General features: G+C 47.1%; 25 protein-coding genes. 2 read left to right on the top strand and 23 right to left on the bottom strand.

Annotated features, from left to right (window positions below):
• Window positions 1-121 precede the first annotated feature (121 nt).
• The 17 genes from waaA to rfbB form a co-directional block, all read right to left on the bottom strand.
• Window positions 122-1,420, bottom strand: coding sequence for a lipid IV(A) 3-deoxy-D-manno-octulosonic acid transferase (gene waaA, locus HAV38_RS12295; protein ID WP_168055987.1), 1,299 nt, complete (start codon window positions 1,418-1,420; stop codon window positions 122-124).
• On the bottom strand, window positions 1,420-2,289 hold the full coding sequence (kdoO, locus tag HAV38_RS12290) for a Kdo hydroxylase KdoO (protein ID WP_168055685.1): 870 nt from the start codon (window positions 2,287-2,289) through the stop codon (window positions 1,420-1,422). The genes waaA and kdoO overlap by 1 nt, the downstream gene beginning before the upstream one ends.
• Window positions 2,290-2,372: 83 nt before the next feature.
• Window positions 2,373-3,398 (bottom strand): lipopolysaccharide heptosyltransferase I, encoded by a 1,026-nt coding sequence (gene waaC / locus HAV38_RS12285; protein ID WP_168055684.1) that lies wholly within the window; start codon window positions 3,396-3,398, stop codon window positions 2,373-2,375.
• Between the two features lie 22 nt (window positions 3,399-3,420).
• The gene (locus HAV38_RS12280) at window positions 3,421-4,815 is read right to left on the bottom strand and encodes a phosphomannomutase/phosphoglucomutase (protein ID WP_168055683.1); all 1,395 of its coding nucleotides are present in this window, start codon (window positions 4,813-4,815) and stop codon (window positions 3,421-3,423) included.
• A gap of 417 nt (window positions 4,816-5,232) precedes the next feature.
• Window positions 5,233-5,553, bottom strand: a complete 321-nt coding sequence (locus HAV38_RS12275; protein WP_168055682.1) for an H-NS histone family protein — start codon at window positions 5,551-5,553, stop codon at window positions 5,233-5,235.
• A gap of 365 nt (window positions 5,554-5,918) precedes the next feature.
• On the bottom strand, window positions 5,919-7,838 hold the full coding sequence (locus HAV38_RS12270) for a polysaccharide biosynthesis protein (protein ID WP_168055681.1): 1,920 nt from the start codon (window positions 7,836-7,838) through the stop codon (window positions 5,919-5,921).
• A 13-nt stretch (window positions 7,839-7,851) separates the two neighbouring features.
• Window positions 7,852-8,412: a sugar transferase gene (locus tag HAV38_RS12265; RefSeq protein ID WP_168055680.1), complete on the bottom strand. Its 561-nt coding sequence runs from the start codon at window positions 8,410-8,412 to the stop codon at window positions 7,852-7,854.
• Between the two features lie 4 nt (window positions 8,413-8,416).
• On the bottom strand, window positions 8,417-9,412 hold the full coding sequence (locus HAV38_RS12260) for a WaaS/CpsH family glycosyltransferase (RefSeq protein WP_168055679.1): 996 nt from the start codon (window positions 9,410-9,412) through the stop codon (window positions 8,417-8,419).
• Window positions 9,413-9,423: 11 nt separating this feature from the next.
• Entirely contained in the window at window positions 9,424-9,972 is a 549-nt protein-coding gene (locus HAV38_RS12255) for a serine O-acetyltransferase (protein WP_168055678.1), read from the bottom strand.
• A gap of 4 nt (window positions 9,973-9,976) precedes the next feature.
• Window positions 9,977-11,143: an NAD-dependent epimerase/dehydratase family protein gene (locus HAV38_RS12250; RefSeq protein WP_168055677.1), complete on the bottom strand. Its 1,167-nt coding sequence runs from the start codon at window positions 11,141-11,143 to the stop codon at window positions 9,977-9,979.
• A 25-nt stretch (window positions 11,144-11,168) separates the two neighbouring features.
• Window positions 11,169-12,401, bottom strand: coding sequence for a glycosyl transferase (locus HAV38_RS12245; RefSeq protein WP_168055676.1), 1,233 nt, complete (start codon window positions 12,399-12,401; stop codon window positions 11,169-11,171).
• A 52-nt stretch (window positions 12,402-12,453) separates the two neighbouring features.
• On the bottom strand, window positions 12,454-13,623 hold the full coding sequence (locus HAV38_RS12240) for an O-antigen polymerase (protein ID WP_168055675.1): 1,170 nt from the start codon (window positions 13,621-13,623) through the stop codon (window positions 12,454-12,456).
• Window positions 13,616-14,893 (bottom strand): flippase, encoded by a 1,278-nt coding sequence (locus tag HAV38_RS12235; protein ID WP_168055674.1) that lies wholly within the window; start codon window positions 14,891-14,893, stop codon window positions 13,616-13,618. Before HAV38_RS12235 ends, HAV38_RS12240 begins: the two co-directional genes overlap by 8 nt.
• Window positions 14,894-15,070: 177 nt before the next feature.
• The gene (gene rfbD / locus HAV38_RS12230) at window positions 15,071-16,012 is read right to left on the bottom strand and encodes a dTDP-4-dehydrorhamnose reductase (RefSeq protein WP_168055673.1); all 942 of its coding nucleotides are present in this window, start codon (window positions 16,010-16,012) and stop codon (window positions 15,071-15,073) included.
• Complete coding sequence (gene rfbC / locus HAV38_RS12225; RefSeq protein ID WP_168055672.1) at window positions 16,009-16,554, bottom strand: dTDP-4-dehydrorhamnose 3,5-epimerase; 546 nt, start codon at window positions 16,552-16,554, stop codon at window positions 16,009-16,011. Before rfbC ends, rfbD begins: the two co-directional genes overlap by 4 nt.
• A 2-nt stretch (window positions 16,555-16,556) precedes the next feature.
• The gene (rfbA, locus tag HAV38_RS12220) at window positions 16,557-17,444 is read right to left on the bottom strand and encodes a glucose-1-phosphate thymidylyltransferase RfbA (protein ID WP_168055671.1); all 888 of its coding nucleotides are present in this window, start codon (window positions 17,442-17,444) and stop codon (window positions 16,557-16,559) included.
• Window positions 17,444-18,523 carry a dTDP-glucose 4,6-dehydratase gene (rfbB, locus tag HAV38_RS12215; protein ID WP_168055670.1) on the bottom strand — a complete coding sequence of 360 codons (1,080 nt, stop codon included), beginning with the start codon at window positions 18,521-18,523 and terminating at the stop codon, window positions 17,444-17,446. Before rfbB ends, rfbA begins: the two co-directional genes overlap by 1 nt.
• A 617-nt stretch (window positions 18,524-19,140) precedes the next feature.
• Between rfbB and HAV38_RS12210 the strand changes: the two genes are divergently transcribed.
• Entirely contained in the window at window positions 19,141-19,974 is an 834-nt protein-coding gene (locus HAV38_RS12210; RefSeq protein ID WP_168055669.1) for a symmetrical bis(5'-nucleosyl)-tetraphosphatase, read from the top strand.
• Between the two features lie 53 nt (window positions 19,975-20,027).
• Here HAV38_RS12210 and HAV38_RS12205 read toward each other — a convergent pair whose 3' ends face one another.
• The 6 genes from HAV38_RS12205 to HAV38_RS12180 form a co-directional block, all read right to left on the bottom strand.
• The gene (locus HAV38_RS12205; protein ID WP_168055668.1) at window positions 20,028-20,801 is read right to left on the bottom strand and encodes a lysophospholipid acyltransferase family protein; all 774 of its coding nucleotides are present in this window, start codon (window positions 20,799-20,801) and stop codon (window positions 20,028-20,030) included.
• The gene (locus HAV38_RS12200) at window positions 20,798-22,099 is read right to left on the bottom strand and encodes a dihydroorotase (protein ID WP_168055667.1); all 1,302 of its coding nucleotides are present in this window, start codon (window positions 22,097-22,099) and stop codon (window positions 20,798-20,800) included. Before HAV38_RS12200 ends, HAV38_RS12205 begins: the two co-directional genes overlap by 4 nt.
• 121 nt (window positions 22,100-22,220) lie before the next feature.
• Complete coding sequence (locus HAV38_RS12195; RefSeq protein WP_168055666.1) at window positions 22,221-23,180, bottom strand: aspartate carbamoyltransferase catalytic subunit; 960 nt, start codon at window positions 23,178-23,180, stop codon at window positions 22,221-22,223.
• On the bottom strand, window positions 23,173-23,694 hold the full coding sequence (gene pyrR, locus HAV38_RS12190; protein ID WP_168055665.1) for a bifunctional pyr operon transcriptional regulator/uracil phosphoribosyltransferase PyrR: 522 nt from the start codon (window positions 23,692-23,694) through the stop codon (window positions 23,173-23,175). Before pyrR ends, HAV38_RS12195 begins: the two co-directional genes overlap by 8 nt.
• A gap of 129 nt (window positions 23,695-23,823) precedes the next feature.
• Window positions 23,824-24,210, bottom strand: a complete 387-nt coding sequence (gene ruvX, locus HAV38_RS12185) for a Holliday junction resolvase RuvX (RefSeq protein WP_168055664.1) — start codon at window positions 24,208-24,210, stop codon at window positions 23,824-23,826.
• A 111-nt stretch (window positions 24,211-24,321) separates the two neighbouring features.
• Complete coding sequence (locus tag HAV38_RS12180; protein ID WP_168055663.1) at window positions 24,322-25,023, bottom strand: YqgE/AlgH family protein; 702 nt, start codon at window positions 25,021-25,023, stop codon at window positions 24,322-24,324.
• 292 nt (window positions 25,024-25,315) lie between these two features.
• Here HAV38_RS12180 and HAV38_RS12175 point away from each other — a divergent pair, with 292 nt between their 5' ends.
• Complete coding sequence (locus tag HAV38_RS12175) at window positions 25,316-26,809, top strand: cryptochrome/photolyase family protein (RefSeq protein WP_168055986.1); 1,494 nt, start codon at window positions 25,316-25,318, stop codon at window positions 26,807-26,809.
• The last annotated feature ends 70 nt before the right edge of the window (window positions 26,810-26,879 follow it).

Here is a 26,879-nt window from a genome sequence, read left to right as displayed (position 1 = left end):
TTTTATTTGAATTGTTTGCGTTAATGCGCTGTCTTTATCTTGGTAGAGTTAGTTCAGGCGTTCCAATGTATGCGCTTCCATCGCGGGGTGGATTAGCGGATTATGGTTCCAGTCTGCCCAACTAAATTAGCGCCGCCAATAATGCCACCGTCCGCTCCGTCGCACCACGATGCAAGCGCGCAAACTCGCTCGCCTTTGTGCCCATCATTTGCAACGCCGAATCATTTGCTAATAATCGACCGGCCGTATCAATCATATTAGCCGCATCGGACACACTTAACGCTGCGCCTGCGGCAATCGCCTGCTCGGTCACCGCTGCAAAGTTAAACGTGTACGGACCAATCAGAACTGGCGTCCCGACAGCACATGCTTCAATCAAATTTTGCCCGCCTAGCGGCAACAGACTGCCGCCAATAAATGCGACATTCGCCAGGCCAAAATAGGCGAACATTTCGCCCATCGAGTCCCCCAGCATTACCTTGACCTCGGCGCTCAACGCGCTATCGTCCATTGCCGAGCGACGCATCATCTTCAAACTATTCGATGCGATCAGTTTTGCCACCTCATCAAATCGCTGGGGATGGCGCGGGACAATAATTAACAATGGATTTTGTAATGGGTGCTGATCCAATTTGCCGAGCTGAGCCAAAATTAGCACCTCCTCGCCCTCACGCGTACTGGCGCACAAGAGCACAGGTCGAGCACCGATTTGCTGGCGCAACGCGGCTCCTGTGCGGACTAACGCCTCCGTTGGTGCCACATCGAATTTCAGGTTGCCGGTAATAGTAACGTTGCTAGCACCTAGCTGCCGCATGCGCTGTGCATCGTCCACGGTTTGCGCACCAACGCAGGTGATGCCCTTCGCGGCCTCGGTCATCAAGGTCGCAAATTTCTTACCGCGCCGCAATGAGCGCTCTGATAGCCGCGCATTGACCAATGTCACAGGCAGGCGATAACGAACGCATTGGGCGATCAGATTTGGCCAGACTTCGGTCTCCATCAATACGCACAAACATGGCGCAAAATGACGTAAAAAACGACCTACCATCCATCCAGTATCGTAGGGCAAAAAACTCTGTACCACGCGTGACGAAGCACCAAACAGTGCTTGGCCTGTCGCACGTCCGGTCGCGGTCATGTGCGTCAGCAGAATCGTGTGTTGCGGGTACTTGGCTAGCAACATATTCACCAATGGTTCTGCCGCGCGCGTTTCACCAACGGACACCGCATGCACCCATATATAAGCTGGCGATGACAGACGGCGTTGCTTTTGCAAAGATCCGTAGAATCCGAGACGCTCGGGAATATGTTGCCGATATCCCGGCTCCTTGCGACCGCGCCACCATAAACGCAACAAGGCCAGCGGAATGATAAACCACCAGACGAACGAGTAGATGAGTCGATACAAACGGGCCCGCATCAAATCAGGCTTCGTCCGGTTAGCTTGGTCAAAATAGCTAAAGGACTGGCGCTCGCATCGTACTGTTTAGCCGCTGGCAAGTGCAGGGTCTGCTCCATCATGTATTGCCCTGACATGACCGCATGCGGCGTCTGGTCAGAAAAACATACCCACACCGAGCCCGCTGCAAAAGGCATCGTCACCTGCGGACCGTCAGCCTGATATGCCAGGTCCGATTTCATGTTGTCGTGAAGTTGTAACATCAAATGATCGTATTCGCTGCGTAACGACTTCGTGACATGCAACGCTTTAAGAATGTGCGCTTGCCACCGCGAGTAGGCTTTTACCCGAGGCAAAAATCGTTTAGCGACATCCTCGAATGACTCACCTACTCGCCATACCCGCGGCACGCCATCAGGATTAACGTTAGCAAACACGCGCAAAATCCGCTCGCCATAATTCGGACGCGAAGGAAACGCATCAACGTGCAGGCGCTTGTCATCAGCACGCCAGGACTGCGTGCGCGACGCAACCTGCATGGGCCTATAACTGGTCGGCGCGAGTCGGACCACATCGCTATAAGCAGGCAAAAGCGAGGCTATCAGTTGCCGGGCCTGCGCGCGAAAACGCCCCACCATTGTCGCCAGCGCTACCCGCTGCGCCGGGTCCCCAAGTGCGCCCTTTAACTCGCCATCGGCATTGAGGCTGACATTACGGCTGTTAGGATCGAGAATAGAAGGCGTCAATAATTGCCGCTCATCTTGCGTTAATACAAAAGCCAGACGGGGAAAGTAAAGCACCTTGCCAGATTCAAGCGCAGCAATCCAGCTTCGGTCAGGAGAGTCGATGTGCCAGTTGGCACAGTCTAGATTTAGAATTTGTTGTTCCATCGCGATATTATGCCGTGTTGTAATGGGGCGTGAGCAGGTGTTGGAGGGACGGCCGTTTAGCCTCACTCATGACCAGTGTTGATTCAGACTACGTCCGACCGACTTGCATCGATTTTATCCATCGAATGCAACAGAATATGCACCGCACGCTCTACTTCGTCAACCGTCGGCGAAGTCCCCTCATCACCCAAATTAATAATGTTGGCGGACCAGTCCCCTTCCGTCTTCCAGCGCGGGGAGTCGCAGTACAACTCAATCGTGGGGCGATTGAAGGCGGCAGCGACATGCGTCAGGCCGGTATCTACCCCCACTACCAACGCTGCGCGTTGCGCCAGCATAACCGCTTCCATCAAGGGCAGCCTCGGAAGAACACGCGCATTCGGCATTTTCTCCGCCATTTTTTCTGCGGTTTTCTTTTCGTCTTCACTACCCCAAGGCAATAGTACTTGCAAATCAAAGGTCGCCAACAATCGCGCGATACTCACCCAATTGTCAAACGCCCATTGCTTTTCTGCGCGGGCAGTTCCGTGAAAAAACACCGCGTAAGGTTGCTTGGTCAGCCAGAGCGGCGATTGCTTCGAAGCGACCCCGGCCATTTGTAAATTAAAATCCGCTGGCCCTTCGGCGCTGTAACCTAAAGCCTTTGCCGCAACCTGACGCGCCCGCAACACCGCATGCGTCCTTAATCCGACCGCGACACTCATTGTATGAAAAACCCGTGATATAGGCTCGTAGCCTGAGCCTTCGGTGGCGTTCGCCAAGCCCACCCTTTTACCGTTCGGCGCCAATCGCGCCATGCGCATCACAATACCGGTTTTTAATAAACCCTGCGTATCGAAAACAAGGTCGTATTCCTCCAGCCTGAGTAGGCTACGAAATTCGGACATTTCATTCCGAGTCGCAAGGGAAAATAGATTTTTCCGCCAGCGGCGCAATGCAAACGGAATGATTCTGCGAACATCTGGATTGAGCCGCACCAAACTGACGTAGCCCTCCTCCACCACCCAATCGATATTAGCATCGGGATAATGGCGCCGGATATCGGACACCATCGGCATGTTATGAACTACGTCACCGAGTGATGAAACACGGACAATAAGGATGTTCAAACAGATTTCAATTCAAGAGATATTAAAAAGGTAACTTTGCGTCCGGCTTTACTGCCAGAATCACGCGCTTGAACTCGGACTGAATGCGGGCCAGTGCTTCTTCCGATTCCGCCTCAAACCGCATTACCGCAACTGGCGTCGTATTGGATGCACGCACCAGTCCAAATCCATCCGGATACTCGACGCGCAAGCCGTCGATCTTAATGATGTCATCCGACCCTGGAAATTGCGCCTGCTGCTGCAATGCCGCGATCAATGTGAAGTTCTCCCCCTCGGCTAATGTCAACTGCAACTCTGGCGTGCTCGCGGATTGAGGTAGTGCATTCAGCACTGCTGAAGGATCGCTCTCTCTGCTCAACAATTCCAGTAACCGAACGCCAGCGTATAGACCATCGTCAAAACCATACCAACGGTCCTTGAAAAACACGTGGCCGCTCATCTCGCCACCAAGGGGCGCACCGGTTTCGCGCATCTTTGCTTTCACCAACGAATGACCGGTCTTCCACATTAGCGGCTTGCCGCCATGCTGCGTAATCCAAGGGGCCAGATGACGCGTGCATTTGACGTCATATAAAATTTCTTGTCCGGGATGACGTGTTAACACATCTGCAGCAAAAAGCATTAACTGACGATCAGGATAAATAATCTGGCCGTCCTTGGTCACTACTCCGAGACGATCACCGTCACCATCAAATGCCAACCCAATTTCTGCATCGGTCGTTTGCAATGCGCGAATAACATCCTGAAGATTTTCAGGATGCGCCGGATCAGGATGATGGTTGGGGAAAGTCCCGTCCACCTCGCAAAATAGTTCCTGCACCTCACAACCCAGAGCCCGATAAAGCTCTCCCGCAAATGCGCCGGCAACGCCATTGCCGCAGTCAACCACAATTTTCATCGGCTTGGCTAAGGTGACATCGCTAAGGATGCGTTGCAAATAAGCATCCTTGATATCGTGCGTTGTGTAAGCGCCTTTACGTTCTGCCTGCTCTGCGGCCTGTTTGGTAGCGTCCACACTAATCGCTTGGTACAGCGCCTGTATGGTGTCACCGTAAATAGCCTCACCAGCCAGCACCATTTTGAAGCCGTTATAGTCTGGCGGATTATGACTACCGGTCACCATCACGCCAGATTGCGTCCCCAGAACATGCGTGGCGAAGTAGACCATCGGCGTCACCACAACACCAATATCGATGACATCCACGCCAACATCCTGCAATCCCGCGGCCAACGCAGCCGTCATTTCGGCACCTGACAGGCGACCATCACGACCGATCACTACCGTCTTTTCGCCTTTTTCGCGCGCTGCGATACCGAAAGCCTGGCCAATTTGCCGCGCTATGGGGGCATCTAACGTCGTCCCAACGATACCGCGGATGTCATAAGCTTTAAAGATTGAATTTTGGAGTGGAAGCATGGCGGACTATAAATGGTTGATTAAAATACAGAGTTTTTAACAGCACCATGTAAAGTTAACCAGTTAGTTGGCTAACAAGTAGCAGAAAGTAGCCTACTCTGGTTAGTTATCGAATTACACACAAAGTATAACTGATTCACCCAGTGAACCATGCTATTCGGTATCCTGCTGCATATAACAGCCTCCAGGAAGCTAAAATGCACCTCTTTGTACTCTGCCTTTGCAGCACATATTAAAATCGAAACAACGTCGCGACTATCCTACGTGCGGCTCTTTGCCCAAAAGCAGCATCGGAGCGAAGGATTACTGCTAGCCTAGGTCACATTTACTTAGTTATGTCGATGCAACAACCCACCACCACGCTCATTAAAACCAGAATACCGCAAAAGATCCGTTTCGGGATCGCTACGCTGGAATTTATACGTGCAATGCATCCAGAGATTTACCGGATGAAATCCACTCCTGCACCCATTTAGGTTGCCGTCCCCGACCAGTCCATTGCAACGAGGCATCCGAAGGACTGCGATAACGTACCGCGACTTTTGCCTTAGTTACATTATTTTTGTTACGGGCTGGAATACTTAATAAATCCTTCAATGAAATACCGGCTGTTTGAGCAATTGCTAAAATTTGCTCACGCGCCTTGGTCATTTCTTCCTGTTCGCGATCCTTTAAACTTTGTTTCACCTGCTCTTGTAGTACACGTAACTGGGCGACTGTCAGGTTTGATAAATCCATAATTACTCCGTTGATTAAATTAATTGAAAACTATGATTACGGCGAACTAAATTACGAAAAATATAAAATTCAACTAATATAGTTGCTAAAAATTGTAATTAGTTCGGTTACCGTATCATGTACCTGTATTGTTTCACACTTTTGCCAACGTCTTTACTAGCGTAATCTATCCCAATATCATCCGCAGGTCCTAAGGCTGCGCAAGCAGATCAATTAGGTGAGACGTCAGCAATGTTACCGCTTAATTCAAACTAGTTAGCCTCTCGTCCTAAAGGTCATTTATTGCATTGTAATTTTAAACATATTTATAGAGCAATAAGCGGACCTTGAAGAAGCATCGTTAATTTATTATATTTCCTACTTCTTCAAGCCGCTCGATCATTTTTTTCGTCTTCACACCAAATAAAATCAGCGATGCCGCATTGCGGCTCATATTCGGCCACAGCCCGCAATAAAAGCGCGCGTACCTCCTCATATTCAAATTGCTCACATGCGACATCCAATTTAGCCAATAAATCCTGCAACACTACCCAAGGAATTTCAACCTCTTGGGCACGCATAATTAATGGATGTTCCGTCCCTTCCACATTCTCACCAATCAATAACTCTTCATACAACTTTTCACCAGGACGCAACCCGACGTGATTAATTTCAATAGTTCCGTCCGGCGTCGCGTCGGAAAGTACTTCGAGACCACTTAGATGCACCATGCGTTTAGCCAAATCGACAATTTTTACCGGATCGCCCATATCCAACACAAAGACGTCGCCACCCTCGCCCATAGCCCCAGCCTGAAGAACCAGTTGGGCTGCTTCTGGAATGGTCATGAAATATCGCGTAATTTCCGGATGCGTTAATGTAATCGGACCACCTGCCATAATCTGCTTACGAAATAAAGGCACCACCGACCCCGACGATCCCAAGACATTTCCAAAGCGGACCATACAAAAACGGGTACGAGTCGATGACTTACCCTGTAAGCGAGAAAACGCCTGCAATATCAATTCAGCTAGTCGTTTTGTAGACCCCATTACGTTAGTCGGGCGGACCGCCTTGTCCGTGGAAATTAACACAAATGTTTTTACGCCAGCCGCCATTGCTGCCTTAGCCAAGCTTAATGTCCCAAATACGTTGTTGCGAATACCCTCAATTGGATTGTGCTCAACGAGGGGAACATGCTTATAAGCAGCGGCGTGATAAACGGTTTCAACCGAGTAGGTACGCATTATCCGCGTGCACTTCTCAGTTTGCCCAACTGATCCGAGGAAAGGAATCAATTCTATCTTCACGCCTAAACTTTGCTTTAATTCCGCTAGCTCCTGCTCAATCGCGTAAAGACCAAATTCCGACATCTCTAGCAATATCAACCTATTCGGACGCTGGCGAACAATCTGCCGGCAGAGTTCAGAACCGATTGATCCGCCAGCTCCCGTCACCATCACAGATTTATTGACAATACATGCCGCTATTAACTTCGGGTCCGCATCCACCTGGTCACGCCCCAACAAGTCCTCAATCTCAATCTCGCGAATATCCTGAACCCGCAATTCCCCATTAATCAAACTTTTGATTGGAGGGGTTACTTTGATTTTGACTTTTAACGGTTCCAAGCGATCAAGAATATGTCTTTGCTGCGCCTTAGTCTGTGAAGGCATCGCTAAAAGCACTTCCTTTACATCGTATCGAGCAATAGCCATAGCAATATCATCGGGACCATAAACCTTGATACCCGCAATCGTAGCGCGGCGGAGCTCTGCTTTATCGTCTATAAATACGACAGGTATATATTCTTGACTGGCGCGTAAAGCGCTGGCTAACTGAGAACCCGCTTGCCCCGCGCCATAAATGGCTACACGAACCGAGCCAGTCGCACCACTAACATGCAACAAAAATCCACGCGCAATAAATCGACTCGCCGCCACATACAAAATAGCACTGACCCAATAAATACCGAAAACAGCTCGGGAGTAACCATTAGTTTGCGTAAATGTACCTAACGCTCCTAAGGTGACCACTGATAGCGTTACACCAAGCACAACCACATAGACGATTTTATGATCAATGAAACGAATTACTGCGCGGTATAAACCAAGCCTGATAAAAAGCGGAATTGAGATGAAGGGAGCAGCAACTATTAATATAGTGTATTGATGTAATAAAAAATTATTCAGGCCATCGTATCGCAGCCAAATTGCCATGCAGAATGTTAGTGGCAAGAACACGAAGTCCAATGCCACTGCAATAAGCTGTTTGTTGAATCTGGATATGTTCAAAAATAGACTCATGGAGATAACTCAATCAATGTGTAATTCCATCTCTTAGCAAGACTTTTTTAAAAGTCAAAAATATGATTTTAATATCGAGAAAAAAAGATCTTTTCAGCAAATACTCAACGTCAAGCTTGACTTTCTCAGAAATTGGCAATTCATCTCTTCCATTGATTTGTGCCCATCCGGTCAATCCTGGCAGCAGTTCATCAACGCCATATTGTGTACGCAAACCAATTAAATCTGCTTGATTGAATAATGCTGGACGAGGACCTACAAAGCTCATATCGCCCCTTAAAATACTCCATACCTGAGGCAATTCATCTAAACTAGACTTCCGCAAAAAACCCCCTACCGCCGTTAAACATTTCTCCGGATCGGGAAGTAAGTGAGTGGCCACAGCGGGAGTGTTGATAAGCATCGTCCTAAATTTCGGCATTCTAAAAACTTTGTTTCTTTTACCCACTCGATCTGACCAATAGATAATTGGACCATCCGATGTCGCAAAGACGATGATGGCCAAAATAATTAAAGGTACGGAAAAAACGATAACCGCAATCAATGCCGATATTAAATCAAATAGTCGCTTCATATTATTAACTTAAAATTTCTCGCACCCAAGTATTTATACTATATTTTTCATAAACAACACTATCCAGCTCAACGTACTCCTCTTGCAAAAAACTAGCTTCGACAACAGGATTTTTCCGATCTACAACCATAATATTTTTGCTATTATAAAAATCATAATTTACAACATCACCATTAGTTGTGATCATTTTCTTTTTTGCCCCAATACATTCGATTGTTCTCATGGTCAGTCCAGTTTGACCAGGATGATGAATGTCGATAACAACCTTGCTACGGGATATCATAGAAAGCGTATCAAGCTCGTTCAAAGATATCCAAGAAATATCGTTCCAAGGCATTTTTTTAAAATTTATATCCAGTATTTTTTTTACAAAAAAAACCCACTTGCTTTGATAATAAAAATGTGTATGAATTTTTACACTCTTTAGCACTTTTTTGGCCGCCGCAGATATATTATTCATAACCGGATAACGATCAGAATGAATCGATCCAAGAAATAATAAGTCAATATCCAATTTTAATGGTAATGCGACACCTAACGCCTGGTACGCTGCTGTATAAAATAAAGGTAAATGTTTTATCTTTTTGATCGATTTCGAATCATGCCTATCAAAACTATAAGCCTTATCAAAAAAAGATAATTTTTCACGTCCATTCTTGAAATTTTTCAAAGCATCCCATGTGTAATATATAAATTTTGCACTTGGATTTTTTTGTTTAAATTTTTTGATTCTTTCTATGGAAAGAGCCTCACCCTTAATTACTAAGACAATATGATAATAATCAAATTTTTTCTTTTTAAGAATATGATTAAAATAAATCTCACTGATAGGAGAGACCAATTTTGGAAAAAAACGAATCAGTGCTTTAATAAGAGGCGTACTTGCAGGTCGCTCGTCATACAAGTCCACAGTATAGCCAAGATTCTCCATCTCACGCTTGATCGCTTCTTCATAAGAAAAAAATTTGGGTGCTATAAAAAGTACATTCATTTCAGACATTTTAAAATCATTCAGTTTTTTAATTTCATTTCTGCCGGAACTCCAATAGCTAAATTACTCTCGGGAACGGAAAAAAGAACCAGTGAATTCGCCGCAACAGTAGAATTATTACCTAAATGGATTCCGCCCAAAATTTTTGCGCCGGCTCCTATCACTACATTGTCCCCAACCGTCGGTCTTTGTGAAACGTCGAAAAGCAAATCAGGATATTTTGCACCCAGAGTAACACCGTGAAAAATCGTAGCGTTATTACCGATGGAGCTACTTCCTATTACGGTACCATAGGTATGCGGTAGCATTAAGCCCGGACCAATTTCACAACGTGCCGTGATCTCTATTCCAAATATTACAACATTCAACCAAGTCAAAATGGGGCTAAAAAAACGCAAGTATCGATTTAAGTAAAAGTAACGCGCCACCCTTGCCAATAAAACAGGAATAAATCTTGGACTAAAAATTTTAAGCCACGACGGTTTAAAATCCGCTCCCACTCCGGCAGGCTGATTAGAAAGGCGTAAAATATCAGCTCTTAATAAAATGATGAGTTCCCTTATATTCATGTACTTATGCCTTGACGCCAATACCCATTAAACCTTTAGAGGCCAGTTCATTTACTGAGCGTGCATAGGCAGCTTTGTCTTCTATCGGCTGTTCCGAAGCCCACTCGAGAAACAACTTTAACCCTGCCTTGAAAGAAACACTGGAAACCATACCGAGTTCCTTTTCCATCAGGTTCGTATTAGCTTTATTGTGTCGGATATCTCCCGCTCGAAAAGCACCTGTAATAGTAATGTCACTTTGGCTTTTAAAAAAAGATTTAATCTCTTCTGCGACGGTTAATACACTCGTAGCTTCGCCAGAACCGACATTTATCGCACCGACATATTTGTTTTTGTGATTAATACAGCGCAGCGTGGCATCTACTACGTCATCAATATAAACAAAATCTCGCGACTCCTGACCGTCTTCGTAAATTTCAATGGGTTGCCCTTGCCTTGCCAAATTAGAAAAAACCGCAAGAATACCTGTGTAAGGATTCTTCAAGGACTGACCGGGACCATAAACATTTTGATAGCGCAATCCAAAGCCGTTTATGCCATGGGTCCTGGCGAACATTAATATTGCCTGTTCCTGCACTTGCTTGGTTAGGCCATACATAGACATTGGTTTAAATGGGCTCTCTTCTGGCGTTTCACGCATAACCAGCGACCCACTGCAATGAGGGCATACAGGATCAAACTGCGCAGCAAGTAACATCTTATGCGAGCGTTGTTCTGGATAAACCATCCCGTGAGTATCGCAATGATATGCACCCTCTCCATAAACCGCGCGGCTGGAAGCAACAATGAGTGACTCCAACTGTTGATTCTGGAGTTCATTCTGGAGTAAATCTAATAAAATCGCGGTACCCTGCACATTAACGCTGAAATAACGTTCTATTTCATACATGGACTGGCCAGTACCTGTTTCCGCTGCAAGATGTACGACCGTATCGATTCCCAATAAAGCCTGCTTCATCGCGTCACGATCACGTACATCTGCCTTGATCAACTCTACGGATATGAGTTCTGAAGGTAATTGATCAATCGCATGAATTTGGGGACTAAAACTATCCAATATACGAACATTCTCACCCTGCGCCAACAATGCACGGGCCAGACGTTGTCCAATAAAACCTGCACCACCGGTTATAAGAACATTTTTCCTGCTCTGTGTATTTTTATTACTCATATAAAACTCCTGATAGCACGTGCAATTATTTCTTCTCGTTAATTTTACCAAACATATCCACTTGATTTCGCAGAGAAGAAATGTGTACTAAATAACGCATTAGGTTGAAATAGCGCTCCGGGCCCAAAATAGAAAGGCTTATGCGCATAAGCTTTAATAAAATTTTTATTGAAAAACTATATTTACCCATATCACTAAATATATGACGTTTGGCGCTTAGATTACCCTTCACCAACAACCGATTTTTTTTTGCAAAACGTTTGACTGGTCCATCGGCGGAAAATGGATTTTGCTCGTCTTTAAATACATTTCCCCTTAGGCCTGCATAAAAACGTCGTAGCGCTGGCGTTATATATGTTCCATCGTCAAAATAATCGAAGCCATAAGACTTCTTCGAATACAAGTCAGAAGCATTTTCCAGCAATTCTTTCGCGTATTCATGTGCGAGTAATCCAAAATCTGGTCTGCTCCCGGGCAGAAAGCGTGATTGTTTCTGAGCAACTTCATCCGGTTTCCCCGGATTAAACGAACTAAAGTGAATAAAACCAAGTGGAGTATCGTCATTGACCACCCACACATCATGCTTTTTAGTTATGTGGCGTTCGTGAAGGTTCCAAAATGCGACGTTTAAGCCCTTATTATGCAAAATCTGCATATTCGGGAAGAAAATTGGTGCCAGATTCACCCATTTCTGATCGACGGCGAGGCCGAGTTGAGGTTCATAAAATCCATGGTGCAGGCAGCGCTCCGACCACCACTCAAGAAAAGAAAATCCTTCGTCACATCGTGATACGCCCACAAAGCCAAGATTAAAAGCGCCGAATTTCAAAAAATCTAAATCATCCGGCTTATTTCCATCGAGAATCGGCGTATTACTATGGGGCGTCACGACCAAAGACGCGGACTTTAAGGCCTCGAAAATTAATGTTAAAGGCGAATAAACCTTCATATCAGGGTCTAAATACAATACTGCATCGTATTTGGATAATAAAAATTTGAGCGCGGATGGCTTTACATTAGTATTAAATTCGATAACATCAAAAGCAAATGCGTGTTGTGCCAAATTATCAATTTTTAGATCTTCTACCCAAATTATATTCAATCCTGGTCTTCCAATTTTTAAGTCATCTATCTTTCGGTCGACTATAACCAAATAAAAGAAGTCTGAAGGATTATGGAATTTGTACGAATCAAACAAAACGAGTGCTTTAGCAATATAATTGATGGAGCAAATCGTTACGGCCGCTTTATTGTTCATATTTAAAAATATTTCAAGTAATTAGTTAACATAATGAAACATGCAAGTTAGTCTAGGTTTTCAAAGAAGAAATTTCTTTATTTCTCCAATAAACTCTAGAAAAAATACCGTATGTGATAGGAGGGATCCAAAGTAATAGCCAAAATCCTGGCGAAGAGAAATAGGCATCTTCAAATATCGACATAACTAATGGATAAACTGAAATCGCGTACAAATACCACAATATAGAATTATTTGAACTTAAAAATTTCAAATATAAATTTTTATGTAACACACCTATAAGAAACGATCCGATAAATACTCCCAGAAAAGATGCATCATGGAAGAGTGGGAAAAGTATTGTGTAGGTATTGCATGGTACCGGCACTTCAGCAAACGGATTCAAGGTAGGCTTTGGCGGTATAAGAACGCCAATTGAAGATAAAACTTCGCGCAACGGATTGGGGAGTAATGCGCCGCCATCAATTCTTTGCGCACCAGTTGCAACAAAGTCATTAAAACAAGCGACACTGCTCATAAAATAGACCTGACTATTCCATAGCACTCTGTCCGCAATTGATCCTGAATCATCGCCTTTGACTAATACAATAGCAATAAGAAAAAATAATAAAATAAATATCAAGGCCCCTACAAATACAGTGCGCAATGAAATAATTTTATTTCTATGCAACAATATAGATGTAGCACAGAAAAACAGAAGAATATATAAACGACCAGTAGTTGCAATTGCAGAAATCAAACCGATAGCCAAAATTAAATATAACTGTTTTTTTGTTAAAAATCGTGAAAAAGAAATAAAGAAAATACTGAATCCAACGCCTATATTGAAAACTTCAAACAGCGCATATAAGTCTCTAACGGTAGTAAAATCTTGAACAACAAGTTGCCTGACGATGGGAGGAGTGAGGCCACCAGGGCTCAATATCATCAATGCACGATAGATCGCAATACACGAGAATAATGCAGCAAAAAAATATATTACGAAAAATAAATTTAAAAATTTAAAAATATTTAATGGAATTAATTTATTGTCAAACTCCGCATAACCTTTTTTACGCCCACTACCTATCAGGCATAAAGATCCCATATTAAATGCAATGATGCATATTGCTATCGCAAACCAGGTTGACACTTCAAACGGTGTGAAAGCAGTATTAAAAATAATATTTAATACGATCTGAGACAACCATAGCAATGAAAAAATAAATTGTGGATTAAACATATTTTTCTCGTTGCTTCGCATAAAGAAAAAACATCGCAGCGGCGTCAAATAAGGTTCTGATAGTCCAGGCAATCGCTGCCCCTTTTAGTCCCATTAAATGCACTAGTCCCAGCAATACGGGGATATATAAAAAGAGTTCACACAAATGTAAGAGACCCGTCGGCTTTGCCCGTCCTTGTGCGTGCAACGCAGTGTAAGGGATATAGGCAATTCCATTAATGAATACGCCAACTGAAAGTATCACAACCAGTGGCCATGATTTTGTAGCAAAACTTTCCGATATGAACATTTTCATCAACGGATAGCACAACAAACAAACCGAAATACATAATACAAACATTACGCCTGCAGTAATTTTTGTACTCCTCCACATGGTGGCCTGGGCTTTCAGTGGATTAATTACAAAATCTTTTGCAAGATTAGGTAAAAGCGTTGTACCTAATGCGCCAGGAATAATCAATAACCGTACTAAAAATTCAAAAGGAACAGTGTAAAAAGCTACCATCGATGCACCAAGCAGGTAGGAGATAATGAAGCGATCTGCATTCACCAGCAAAGGGCTGACAAGATTGGTAATTGCCATCCAGGCACCAAATGCAAATAGACCTTTCCGCATACCGGGCAAGATTTTACTAGTCCAAAACTTCCCACAAGGCAGTTTAATTACTAACCATAAAAGAAGAAAACAGCTCAAGAGTCTTGCACCCACCAACCACATTGTGATTGTTATCAAAGACGGTCCGTTCGTCAGCACCGCGAAAAATGGAAACAAAAATAGAGAGGTCCCTAGAAACATTCTGGCTAGATTACTCCAATGAAAATGCTCATATGCTTCAATAGCACCACGCAGGCCAGTGCTGAACGTTGCCAACGGTATGCCTGCGGCAGCAATCATCAGACTAATGAAAGTCTCTTGTTGCAAATAGGGAGAAATACCTAAGCCGTGCTGGCTCAATGGGTAGGCTGCACCAAAAAGTAATACGGCCCCACCTATACCCGTCAAAATCGTGAATTCAAGCCCCGCCTTCATAATTGCAGGCGCTTCAGAATGACGATTTTCACCAAGACACCCAGCAACCTGTTGCGTTATGGCACGACCAATTCCAAAATCAAACAAACTAAAATATCCGATAATTGTCCAGAGCAAGGTCAAAATACCAAAACGTTCCATCCCTAATCTATGGATTAATAAAGGTATTGTTATCGCTCCAACAGCTAGTGGTAACGCATTTCCGGCAATATTCCAAACGGTATTTTTACTCAGCGACATTAAGACAACCCAATATTCAACTGTTAATGGCTTGATACAAAGCCGCACTAAGATTAGCTATCTTTTTAATTTCAATACTAAATGGACGTATCGATATTTCGGAAACAAAAATTCGGCCCCATGTAGAAAATAAAATTAATGATATTATTTTAAATGTGTAGGCATTACAGTCGATAATTATTTATTAAATGCCGATTCTCTCGCTAAACACTCCTGCAAACTTTCACTCCAGCTACTAACAGGCACATTCAATATCATCTGCAATTTTTGGGTGCTCAATTCCGAATTGAGAGGTCTTTCTGCTGGAACCGGGTAGTCCAAGGTGCTGATTGAATAGACAATGGGAGCCGATTTTTTTAACAGTCTTCCGTCTAAAGCGGCATTCGCGAAGATACCTCGCGCAAAACCGCACCAGGTGACATATCCAGAATTAACAAAATTATAGATACCGTTAATAGCCGCGAAGCGCTCTGCTCTATCGCCTGCGGCATCAGAGGAAACCAATTTCTCCTTTATCAGCTGCGCCGTTGTATCCGCGATCCATCCGGACCAGGTAGGCGATCCCCATTGATCATCTACTATTTTCAACTCGTCACGTTCATTACCAAGACGCAACATTGTTAAAAGAAAGTTTTTGCCGTATGTGGAATATACCCAACTTGTGCGAAGGATTAGATGTGGGCATCCGCTTGCAATAATAGCTTGCTCCCCTGCCAGCTTGGTCTTGCCATAAACATTAATAGGATTTGGTACATCTTCCTCAGTATATGGAACAAATTCTCCTTGGGCGCCACGCTTACCGCCATCAAAAACATAATCGGTACTGTAATGAATGATACCCGCACCGATTTTTTTTGCTTCCTCCGCTATAACTCCGGGCGCAATACCATTAATTAGCATCGCTAATTCTGGTTCGCTCTCAGCCTTATCTACCGCAGTATATGCAGCAGGATTAACGATCAAATCTGGCTTAACAGTCCGGATGACATTGCGTATCTGGTCCAGGTTGGATAAATCCATTTGAGTACGATCAACGGCGATGATTTCCCCGAGCCCTTGTAGGCTGCGCTCAAGCTCATAGCCGACTTGCCCGGTTTTCCCCGTAAGCAAAATCTTCATGCGAAAACCTCTGCATCAGCTAGTAATTTACCTATCTTGTCTTTTTCCGACAATAAAGGTACGGAATCAAGAGGCCATTGAATACCGATAGCCGGGTCGTTCCAAAGAATTGAACGCTCGAATTCTGGTGCCCAGTAGTCAGTGGTTTTATATAAAAACTCTGCAGAATCACTAGTGACTACAAACCCGTGGGCGAAACCCGGCGGCACCCATAGTTGTCGCTTATTGTCAGCGGATAAAACGACACCTACCCAATGGCCGAAAGTAGGCGAGCTTTTTCGAATGTCTACCGCCACATCAAATACCTCACCAGCCACGACCCGGACTAATTTACCTTGCGGTTGTTGAATCTGGTAATGCAAACCCCGTAACACATTTTTGGCCGATTTTGAATGATTATCCTGCACAAAACTGGTTGTTATCTGGGTCAGCTCTTTAAACCTGCGCTCGTTGAAGCTTTCGTAAAAAAAACCGCGATCATCACCAAATGATTTAGGTTCGATAATAAGAACCTCGGGAATCTGAGTTGTAAGTAACTGCATTTTTAAAATACCTTGTCTGTCAATAACCGCATCAAATACTGTCCGTAAGCATTTTTCTTTAATGGCTGGGCCAATAATTCTAATTGTCGCCCACTGATATATCCTCGCCGGTACGCAATTTCTTCCGGGCAGGCAACTTTCAATCCCTGACGATTTTCAATGGTCGCAATAAACTGGCCGGCTTCTAGCAACGATTCGTGTGTTCCCGTATCTAGCCACGCCATCCCGCGACCCATTAATTCGACAGTGAGTTGATTGGTTTCGAGGTAAACACGATTGACGTCGGTAATTTCCAGCTCTCCACGCGCCGAAGGTTTTATATTTGCCGCGATGTCACACACCTGACTATCGTAGAAATAGAGACCAGTTACGGCATAATTGGATTTTGGATGCTCTGGCTTTTCTTCTACGCTGATGGCTCGACGCTCACCATCAAACTCTACTACACCATAGCGTTCTGGATCAGTCACGTGATAGGCAAATACCGTCGATCCTGTCGTGCGGGCGGATGCAGTGCGCAATTGCGCTTCGAAATCGTGACCATAGTAAATATTATCGCCAAGAATAAGCGCCGATGGCGCGTCGCCGACGAAGTCTCGTCCAATAATAAAAGCTTGCGCCAAGCCATCGGGCGTCGGTTGCACCGCATACGTTAGTTGCAGACCCCATTGACTGCCATCGCCCAGTAAATCGATAAAGCGCGGCGTATCTTGTGGGGTTGAAATAATTAATATTTCTCGGATGCCGGCCAACATCAAAGTCGTCAGCGGGTAATAAATCATCGGTTTATCGTAAACCGGTAGCAATTGTTTGGAAACGGCCATGGTGACCGGATATAAGCGTGTGCCTGAACCGCCCGCGAGTATGATTCCCTTACGTGCTACGGTCATTAACTGATCTCCTCGCCAACTTGGCGCTGACTATAATTCTTTTCGACCCATTTAAGATAAGCACCTGACTGGACATCGCTCACCCACGGCTGGTTATCCAGGTACCACTGCACAGTTTTGCGAATACCTGTTTCAAAAGTTTCCGCTGGTTTCCAGCCTAACTCGCGTTCAATTTTTCTCGCATCGATCGCGTAACGGCGATCATGTCCTGGTCGATCGGTGACGTAGGTGATCTGGTCGCGGTAGCTGCCGTCACTTTTTGGATCAAGTGTATCCAGGATGTCGCATAGAACATGCACGACATCGAGATTAGCTTTCTCATTCCAGCCGCCGATGTTGTAGACCTCACCAGGTTTGCCCGCTACCAATACGCGGCGAATTGCGGTGCAATGATCGCTTACATAGAGCCAGTCGCGAACCTGCTGACCATCGCCATAAATTGGTAAAGGCTTGCCGGCCCGGGCGTTGGTGATGATGAGCGGGATCAGTTTTTCGGGGAAATGATAGGGTCCGTAATTGTTGGAGCAGTTTGTAGTAAGTGTCGGAAGACCGTAGGTGTGGTGATAGGACCGGACCAGGTGATCAGACGCGGCTTTGGATGCAGAATACGGACTATTAGGAGCGTACGCGCTGGTTTCGGTGAAAGGCGCATCGTCGGCGCTCAGTGTTCCATACACTTCGTCCGTGGAAACGTGCAAGAAGCGAAAGGCAGATTTCTCGGCAGCGGGTAAATTGGTCCAGTGCGCGCGCACAGCCTCTAACAGACCAAAGGTGCCATTGATGTTAGTTTCGATGAATGCAGCTGGCCCATGGATGGAACGATCAACGTGGCTTTCTGCTGCAAAGTGAACAATCGCGCGGGGCTTATATTGCGCCAATAAAGCTGCCACGAGCGCGGTGTCGCCAATATCGCCTTGGATAAAAATGTGGCGGGGGTCTTTATTAATGTTAGCGAGGTTGTTGATATTACCCGCGTAGGTTAACTTATCCAGATTGATTACGGGTTCGTCATCTTGACTTAACCAGTCGAGTACAAAATTGGAGCCGATAAAACCAGCTCCGCCAGTAACTAAAATCATGAAATATCCCGCTGATGTTTGAATAAAAAAACCTGCTCTAGGTGTCGAAAAATATACGTGCCTGCGACAAATTTATCGACAGGCTGATTATCCCCTATTATTACAGCTCTAAAATTACAGAATTAGAACTAATTTCATGAAAATTATCCAAATTAACATAACCTGTGATTTATTTGCAAATTGCTATTTATTGTTCCATAACAAGTGGCTTCTTTGTTGCGCTAATTATCATCGGGCTAAGAATTTGAAAATCAAAATTAAACAGTTTAAATTAACTTTAGCGTAACAAACCTGCGAGCTTACTCGCTTAAGGAATCATTTGACAGCTTATAATCGCGAGGCGGTCAATTTCACCAAATTTTTCTCTATGAAAATTCTGGTTTAGGCAATCTGAATCACGCGCCCCTACCATCCCTTGATTCAATCCTTTAAAACCCTCCCCTTGCATGTGTCTAATATAATAGTTAAGAATAACGGTGCGCACTGTACATTCCCACAACCTCGCCAATGTATTTTTACCAAAATTTTATGTATAAACCAACTTTTACATAAACGAGGAACTGAAAAATTTGCCTTACAATAACCTATTAGATGTTTTTCGCATTCCACAAAAGACTATGAGCAACAATTACGCTGATATTTACGCCATCGGAGACCTGCAAGGTTGCTACCAAAGCCTGCTGGCATTGTTAGCTAAAATTGACGCAGTGACGCCGCAAGCGAAATTAATTTTTGTTGGTGATTTGGTCAATCGTGGACCGGGCTCACTCGCCACGTTGCGACTTATTCGCTCACTCGGTGAGCGCGCCCAATCGGTCCTTGGCAATCACGACTTGCATTTGCTGGCGGCGGCGCATGGTATCCGTAAGTTACATCGACAGGATACGCTGGCGCAGGTATTAGAAGCGCCGGATCGGGAAGAACTACTCGAATGGTTGCGTCATCGGCCGCTAGCCTTGTTTGAGGACGATCATTTGTTGCTGCACGCCGGTGCGTTACCGCAATGGTCGGCATCCCGCACGGTGGAATTGGCACATGAGGTTGAGTCGGTATTACGAGGCCCGAACTGGGTTGCGTTCTTGCGTGAAATGTATGGCAACGAACCTACGCGCTGGGATGAAACGCTGGAAGGCAATGCGCGCTTGCGTTGCATTGTTAATGCGCTAACCCGACTGCGCTTTTGTACTGCAGATGGAACAATGGAATTTGCGGCAAAGGAGAGCGCTGGCATGGCCCTACCCGGTTATGTTCCTTGGTTTGACGCGCCTGCGCGTCAAACTGCCGCAGTCACCGTCGTATTCGGGCATTGGTCGACGTTGGGTTTAACGCTGAAGTCAAATCTGATCGGGCTCGATACAGGATGTGTTTGGGGGGGGAAGTTAACTGCTGTACGCTTGAGGGATCGCGCATTGTTTCAGGTTAGCTGCCCCCAAGCGCAAAAACCGGGTTAAAAGTTTAAGGGTATAAGTTTAAGGGGTATAAATTTAACCTCTGCCTTTTTAATTTAGCTGGTAGTGGGGGTCAAATTATCACTGCGTCGCTCAGGCTGGCTTTGCCCTAACGCCTCCGCAATTGCGGCACGCGCAAGCATCGCCAGATCGCGTCGATGCATGCCCGCCGTGGCAATCGGTGCCAGCTGAATTAATTCCGCCTTCATTGGGGAGGCTTTCATGATCGCTATCATGCTTTGGGCGAAGGTCATGTCACCGATGAAATCTGCGGCGGCAGGATGTTGTCCATTGGCATCAAGGTAGCGCAACGCGTAGGGCTGAATGGGCACCTGCGCATCAATCGCCGCTTCAAACAGATTGGCATGAAAAGGCAGTATTGCGCCTTGCGCTGCGGTCGTGCCTTCCGGGAAAAATGCCACGCGCTCACCCGCCTGGATGCTACTGACTAATCCCTGGAAAATCCGCCGTACATCGCGCTGTTTGCCGCGCGCGATAAAAATGGTATCTGCCTGAACGCACAGCCAGCCAATTAATGGCCAGTCGCGGATATCTGACTTTGCAACAAAACGGCATGGCTCGGCTGAATTGATCACAAAAATATCCAGCCAGGACACATGATTGGCGATAATCAGCGCCGGGGATACGGCTTCTGTCTGGAGCGCATTCTGCACTACAACTGTCACCCGACATAGCGTTAACACTTGCATCGACCATCGCCGAATGCGCGCATGGCGACCAGCGGCATCCGCAAATGGAAACACCAAAGCACAAATCCCCAAACCGACAAAAAGATGCCCTATTATTCTCAATAATCGATACGCAATCATGCGTGTTCGGTCGCGCGTTGATAGGCAACTTGCCCAGCGACGATGGTGGTTTTTACCTGCCCGGTTAACTCGTAACCGAGAAATGGCGTGTGCTTACCTTGACTTGCCAAGCTCCTGGCTTCTACCGTCCAGCGTATTGCGGGATCAAAAATACAGATATCAGCAACACTTCCCAAGCCCAGTTGTCCCGCTGGCAGGCCTGCTACCCGGGCGGCATCGTTGGTAATTTTTGCCAATGCCCTCCTGAGCGGTTGGTCTGCAGCCACGACATTGTCTTCGGCCCATCTTAATGCCAGCGACAACAACAATTCAAGACCGGTAGCACCCGGGGTTGCCTCCCCAAACGGTAGCAATTTTTCGTCATCGTCGACCGGCGTGTGGTCCGAGCAGATGGCGTCGATGGTCCCGTCTAGCAGGCCTTGTTGAATCGCGTCACGGTCCCGTTGCGAACGGAATGGCGGGGTCATCCGTGCGTTGGAATCGAAGAAACCAATGTCCACTTCGGTCATATGGATATGATGCGCGCCGACGTCACACGTTATCGGCAGGCCTTCTTTTTTGGCCAGACGGATCAATTCAACACCAGCGCCGGACGAAATCCTGCATAAATGGACGCGTGCACCGGTCGCCCGGACCAACTCAAAAATCGTGTATAGCCGAATGGTTTCCGCCATGACCGGCACGCCCGACAAGCCTAAGCGTGACGCTACCGCGCCGCTATTGGCGATGCCGTCGTGACCGAGGTAGGGGTCCTGTGGTCGCAGCCAGACCGTGTAATTAAACGTCTGCGCGTATTGCAGTGCGCGCAGGAGCACGGTGGTATCAAGAATCGGCTCGTCCGCTTGCGAAAAACCGATACAACCGGCGTCGGTCAATTCTGCCATCTCGGTCAACTCGCGCCCTTTCAATCCAACAGTCAATGCACCAAGCGGATATACATGGGCCTGATTGAGTGATCTGGCGCGGTGCTTCAACATTTCAACCAAACCAGGCTCATCGAGTACCGGATCGGTGTCAGGAGGACACACCAAACTGGTGACACCGCCCTGCATTGCTGCTTGCATTTCGGACTCCAGGGTGGCCTTGTACTCGTAACCGGGTTCACGCAAACGGGCACTCAAATCTACTAGTCCGGGGGCTACTATCAGGCCGCTGGCGTCTATGGTTTGGTCAGCGACAAACTCAGCCGGAGAGAGTCCGATACCAACGATCTTGCCATCGGCGACAAAAACATCTAGCTTGCCATCGATGTCGTTTGCAGGGTCGATCAGATGGCCGTTTTTAATATGCAATTTCATGGGTTTTTTCTTAGCAATGATTTTCAGTGGCACTTCAATCGCACCTTAGTGACAATTCACTGCCACAAATGTGCGGTACTTCTTTGCGCCCTACTTAAGCCGGAGCGGCGATCTGACGATCTTAGTTCCCGGCCAGAATACTCATGACTGCCATGCGCACCGCGATCCCAAAGGTCACCTGCGGCAATATGACCGCTTGTGCGCCGTCCGCCACAGCGGAATCAATTTCGACGCCACGATTCATTGGTCCCGGATGCATCACGATAGCGTCCGGTTTGGCTAGCGCGAGGCGCTCGGGAGTGAGACCGTAGCTTTTAAAAAATTCCTGCGCCGATGGTAGCAATGCGCCGGTCATACGCTCGTTTTGCAACCGCAACATGATGATGACGTCAACGCCTTTCAGGCCCTCGTTCATATCGGTGAAAACCCGCACGCCCATTTGCTCCAGTCCGCTCGGCAACAGCGTGCGCGGACCGATTGCCCGCACTTCCGGCACGCCCAGCGTCGTCAACCCGTGGATATCAGAGCGCGCCACGCGGCTATGCAGAATGTCGCCGACGATCGCCACCGTGAGATTGGTAAAATCTTTTTTGTAGTGACGAATCGTGTACATGTCCAGCAAGCCCTGCGTCGGATGCGCATGACGTCCGTCGCCTGCGTTGACTACGTGCACGTGCGACTGTTTGGTGTCGGTAAGATGCTTGGCGATCAGGTACGGCGCGCCCGACTGCGAGTGGCGTACCACGAACATATCGGCGTGCATGGCCGCAAGATTATCGATGGTATCGAGCAACGACTCGCCCTTGCTCGCGCTTGACGCGGAGATGTTCAGATTAATCACGTCAGCGGACAAGCGCTTTGAGGCAATCTCGAACGTGGTGCGGGTGCGGGTCGAGTTCTCAAAGAACAGATTGAACACGCTTTTTCCGCGCATCAACGGGACCTTTTTAACATCCCGGTCACTTATACCGACGAACGACGAGGCTGTATCGAGAATATGTGTGACGACCGATGTCGGAAGTCCCTCAATGGTCAGTAAATGTTGTAATTCGCCATGTTTATTAAGTTGAGGATTAAGCATTGTGATGGACCGTCAGAGAAAGTTCGCCGTTTTCAGCGCGTTGGAGTTCGAGCGATTCGCCAGCGGCGAGCGTGACCTTGTCGGCAACAAAATCAGCGGCAATCGGTAGTTCACGTCCGCCGCGATCAACCAAAGCCGCCAGCATGATTTTTGCGGGGCGGCCATAGTCGAACAGTTCGTTGATCGCGGCGCGCGTCGTGCGTCCGGTGTATAACACGTCGTCTACCAGCAAAATCGTTGCACCGTTGACATCGAACGAGATTTGCGTCGGCTTGATGCCTGGACGTAATCCTTTTTCGGCGAAGTCATCCCGGTAAAAGGAGACGTCGAGGTATCCTAAACGGTCTTTTTCGGATAATTGCAACGCCTTAGCCAGACGCTCAGCCAGCCAGGCACCGCCCGAATAAATGCCGATCACGACAATATTATCCGCCCCAGCTAAACCGGTCGTTACTTGTGTTTCCAATACCCGATAAAGCGCTTCGGCGTCGTATTGCGAGTGTGATGTTGTCATGGGAATTGGTCTTTTTTATAAATATTTATACTGATTAGTGATCAATTTTCGTTAAATCGCAGGCTTTCGGCGGCACTTCGGTGTTGACGCGCAGCGTTGGCGTTGGCGTGAGCGCAGCCCGCATGCGGATCACGCGCTCAAATCATCAAAGTACTGCTGCAATATGATCGCTGCCGCACGATCGTCAATCCGCTCGCCGCGTTGATGGGCAATCACCGCCGACGAATAACGCTCATCTACCAGGATCGTCGGCACGCCATAGCGCCCGTGCAACTGATTGGCAAATCGCCGGCAACGCACACTCATCTCATGTTCGGCACCATCTGGATGCAGTGGCAAGCCAACGATACAGCGTGCCGGTTGCCACTCTTGCATCAGCGCAGCGATCTCGATAAATTTGGCGTCGTTACTAATAGCGCTGATAATAGTGAGCGGTTGCGCCTGTCTGATCATGGTATTGCCGACCGCCACCCCAACGCGTTTGAGACCGAAATCAAAGCCAAGTATCGTTTCCACTAGAGTTTCACCAGTGACAGCGCATTAGCGTTTATGGCGAGCGTTACACCAGACGCCGCGGACAAAGAGTAGGCATAAAGGAATGCCAACAAAGGTAACACCGGCAACCGCTCAGGCACGACCAAATTCTCCGGTCAGCATACAAGGGTCTATTCCGAGCAATTTAAGCGCTGCCTGAAACCTGTCTGCGATGGGTAAATCGAAAATAATGGCAGGATCGGCGGCGACAGTGAGCCAGCCGTTGCGGGCTATTTCGTCCTCAAGCTGCCCAGCGTCCCACCCGGCACAACCCAGACTGACCAGCACCTGATGCGGGCCGCTGCCGTCCGCGACCTCCTCCAAAACATCTTTTGACGTGGTCATGGCAATCGAATCGCTTACTTTAAGCGTCGATGAGTAGAGTTTTTGCAAAGAGTGCAATACAAACCCGCGTTCAATCTGCACCGGACCGCCGAACATAACGGGGCGGGTGGACATACTATCGCCAAATTTAGCATGGCTATCGGAGTAAGCACCGGCATGCGTATGGTCTGGCGCGATCTCCAGTGTGAGATCGATACGCTCAAACAACTTGTCCATGGTAATGTCAGTGGCCTTATTAATCACTAACCCAAGCGCGCCGTTGGCGTTATGCTCGCATAGATACACGACGCTGCCGCCGAATACATAGTCCTGCGTTGACGGCATCGCGATCAAGAAGTGATTAGTGAGGTCCAACCCCGTAGATGCCGGAATCTGCGGACGCGACGCTGCCTGATCCAACGGGGGATCACCTTGAGGAAATGCGGAAAAACTTTTATCTAACTTAGCCATAGTGGACATTTTATCAGTTTTAAAGTTGACTTTCCTGCTTTGAAGGGCCGTATCCATCAACTGTATCAATCAACGGTATCAATCATCCGTATCAATTCTGCCATCAATCAACTCATCGCTAGCCCTATCAGTAGCCCGTAACAATAACTATGAGTCAATAGGCACGTATCCATAGCAACGTAACTCGCGTAAACTACCTGCATTCCACATGTTGAACGCGCCCGCAGGAACTGCCGAGCTGGGCTTTATTTATAAAATTGCTTTTATGGCAATTATCTCATCGCTAATCAAAATGCCTCCATTTAACAGGTCTCTGGTCTGGTTCCGTCGTGACTTAAGGGTATTCGACAATGCCGCGCTGCATCATGCGCTGAAGAACAGCCGCATGGTATTTTGCGTATTTGTGTTTGATACCGACATTTTGCAACCCCTGCTGGATGCAGGACTAAAAGCAGACCGTCGGGTGGAGTTTATTCATGCCAGCATTGTCGAGCTGGACGCAGAACTTCGCCTGCTGGGCGGCAATTTGATCGTGCGGCACGCTTCCTCTGTCGCTGATATTCCTGCGCTGGCTGCTGAACTGGGCGTAGACGCAGTATATGCCAATCGAGACTATGAGCCGCAAGCGGTCATACGCGATAGCGCGGTAGCGGCCACGTTAGCCAAAAATGGCTGCGCACTGCATACCTATAAAGATCACGTGATCTTTGAAACCGATGAAGTGCTTTCGTTAGCGGCCAAGCCTTTTTCAGTTTTTACGCCGTATAAAAATTCCTGGATGAAACGATTGGCCGCTGCAGACGGCGAATTCTTTCTTAAGCCTTATCCAATATCCTCCTATGCATCGCGTCTGGCACTTGCTCCAACAGCAAATGCCAATGCGATTCCTTCGTTGGCTGACCTGGGGTTTGAGCCTACTAATCTAAGCGAACTAAAAATACCCACCGGTATTTCCGGCGCGAATCAATTGCTTGATGATTTCATGCTGCGCATCGGGGACTATCGCGACACGCGGAATTTTCCCGCAGTGAAGGGACCGTCTTATCTTTCTGTACATTTACGATTTGGCACCATTTCTATCAGGACCTTAGCGCGTAACGCCTATCAGACCATGCGCCAAGGCGTCGAAGGTGGCGGTGCAGCGGTGTGGTTATCCGAACTGGTATGGCGCGATTTTTATTTTATGATTCTGCATTACCATCCGCACGTTGCGCAGCGCGCCTTTAAACAGGACTACGATGCGATTCAATGGGAAACCGGCGCGTCTGCAGAGGCCGCGTTTCAGGCATGGTGCGATGGCCGCACCGGTTATCCTCTGGTCGATGCGGCCATGCTGCAAATCAACCAGACCGGCTATATGCACAATCGCCTGCGTATGGTTGTCGCATCCTTTTTAATCAAAGATCTGGGCATAGACTGGCGCTGGGGTGAGGCTTATTTTGCCAAACACCTCAATGACTTCGACCTGTCGGCCAACAATGGCGGCTGGCAATGGGCCGCGTCATCCGGGTGCGATGCCCAACCTTACTTTCGAATTTTTAACCCGATCACGCAATCAGAAAAGTTTGACAGCGAAGGTAAATTCATTCGCCGTTATCTGCCGCAATTAGGCAAACTGAGTAACAAAGCGATCCATGCTCCGTGGTTGATTGATACCGCAATTTTGCAAGCGGCGGGTATCACTTTAGGCGGCAACTACCCACGCCCCCTGGTGCAACATGATGTAGCGCGCGCACAAACATTAGCGCGCTACGCGGTGGTCAAAAAGGTCACGGTCGAATTATAGGTCACGGTCGAGAACGATTGGCGTCTGCAGCGTCGGTAACCTTCGCCGCGCTGTAGAGGCCGCCGTGGAG

This window comes from Glaciimonas immobilis (assembly GCF_011947285.1).
GTDB lineage: Bacteria > Pseudomonadota > Gammaproteobacteria > Burkholderiales > Burkholderiaceae_D > Glaciimonas > Glaciimonas immobilis.
This window is presented reverse-complemented; position numbering and strand designations above follow the sequence as displayed.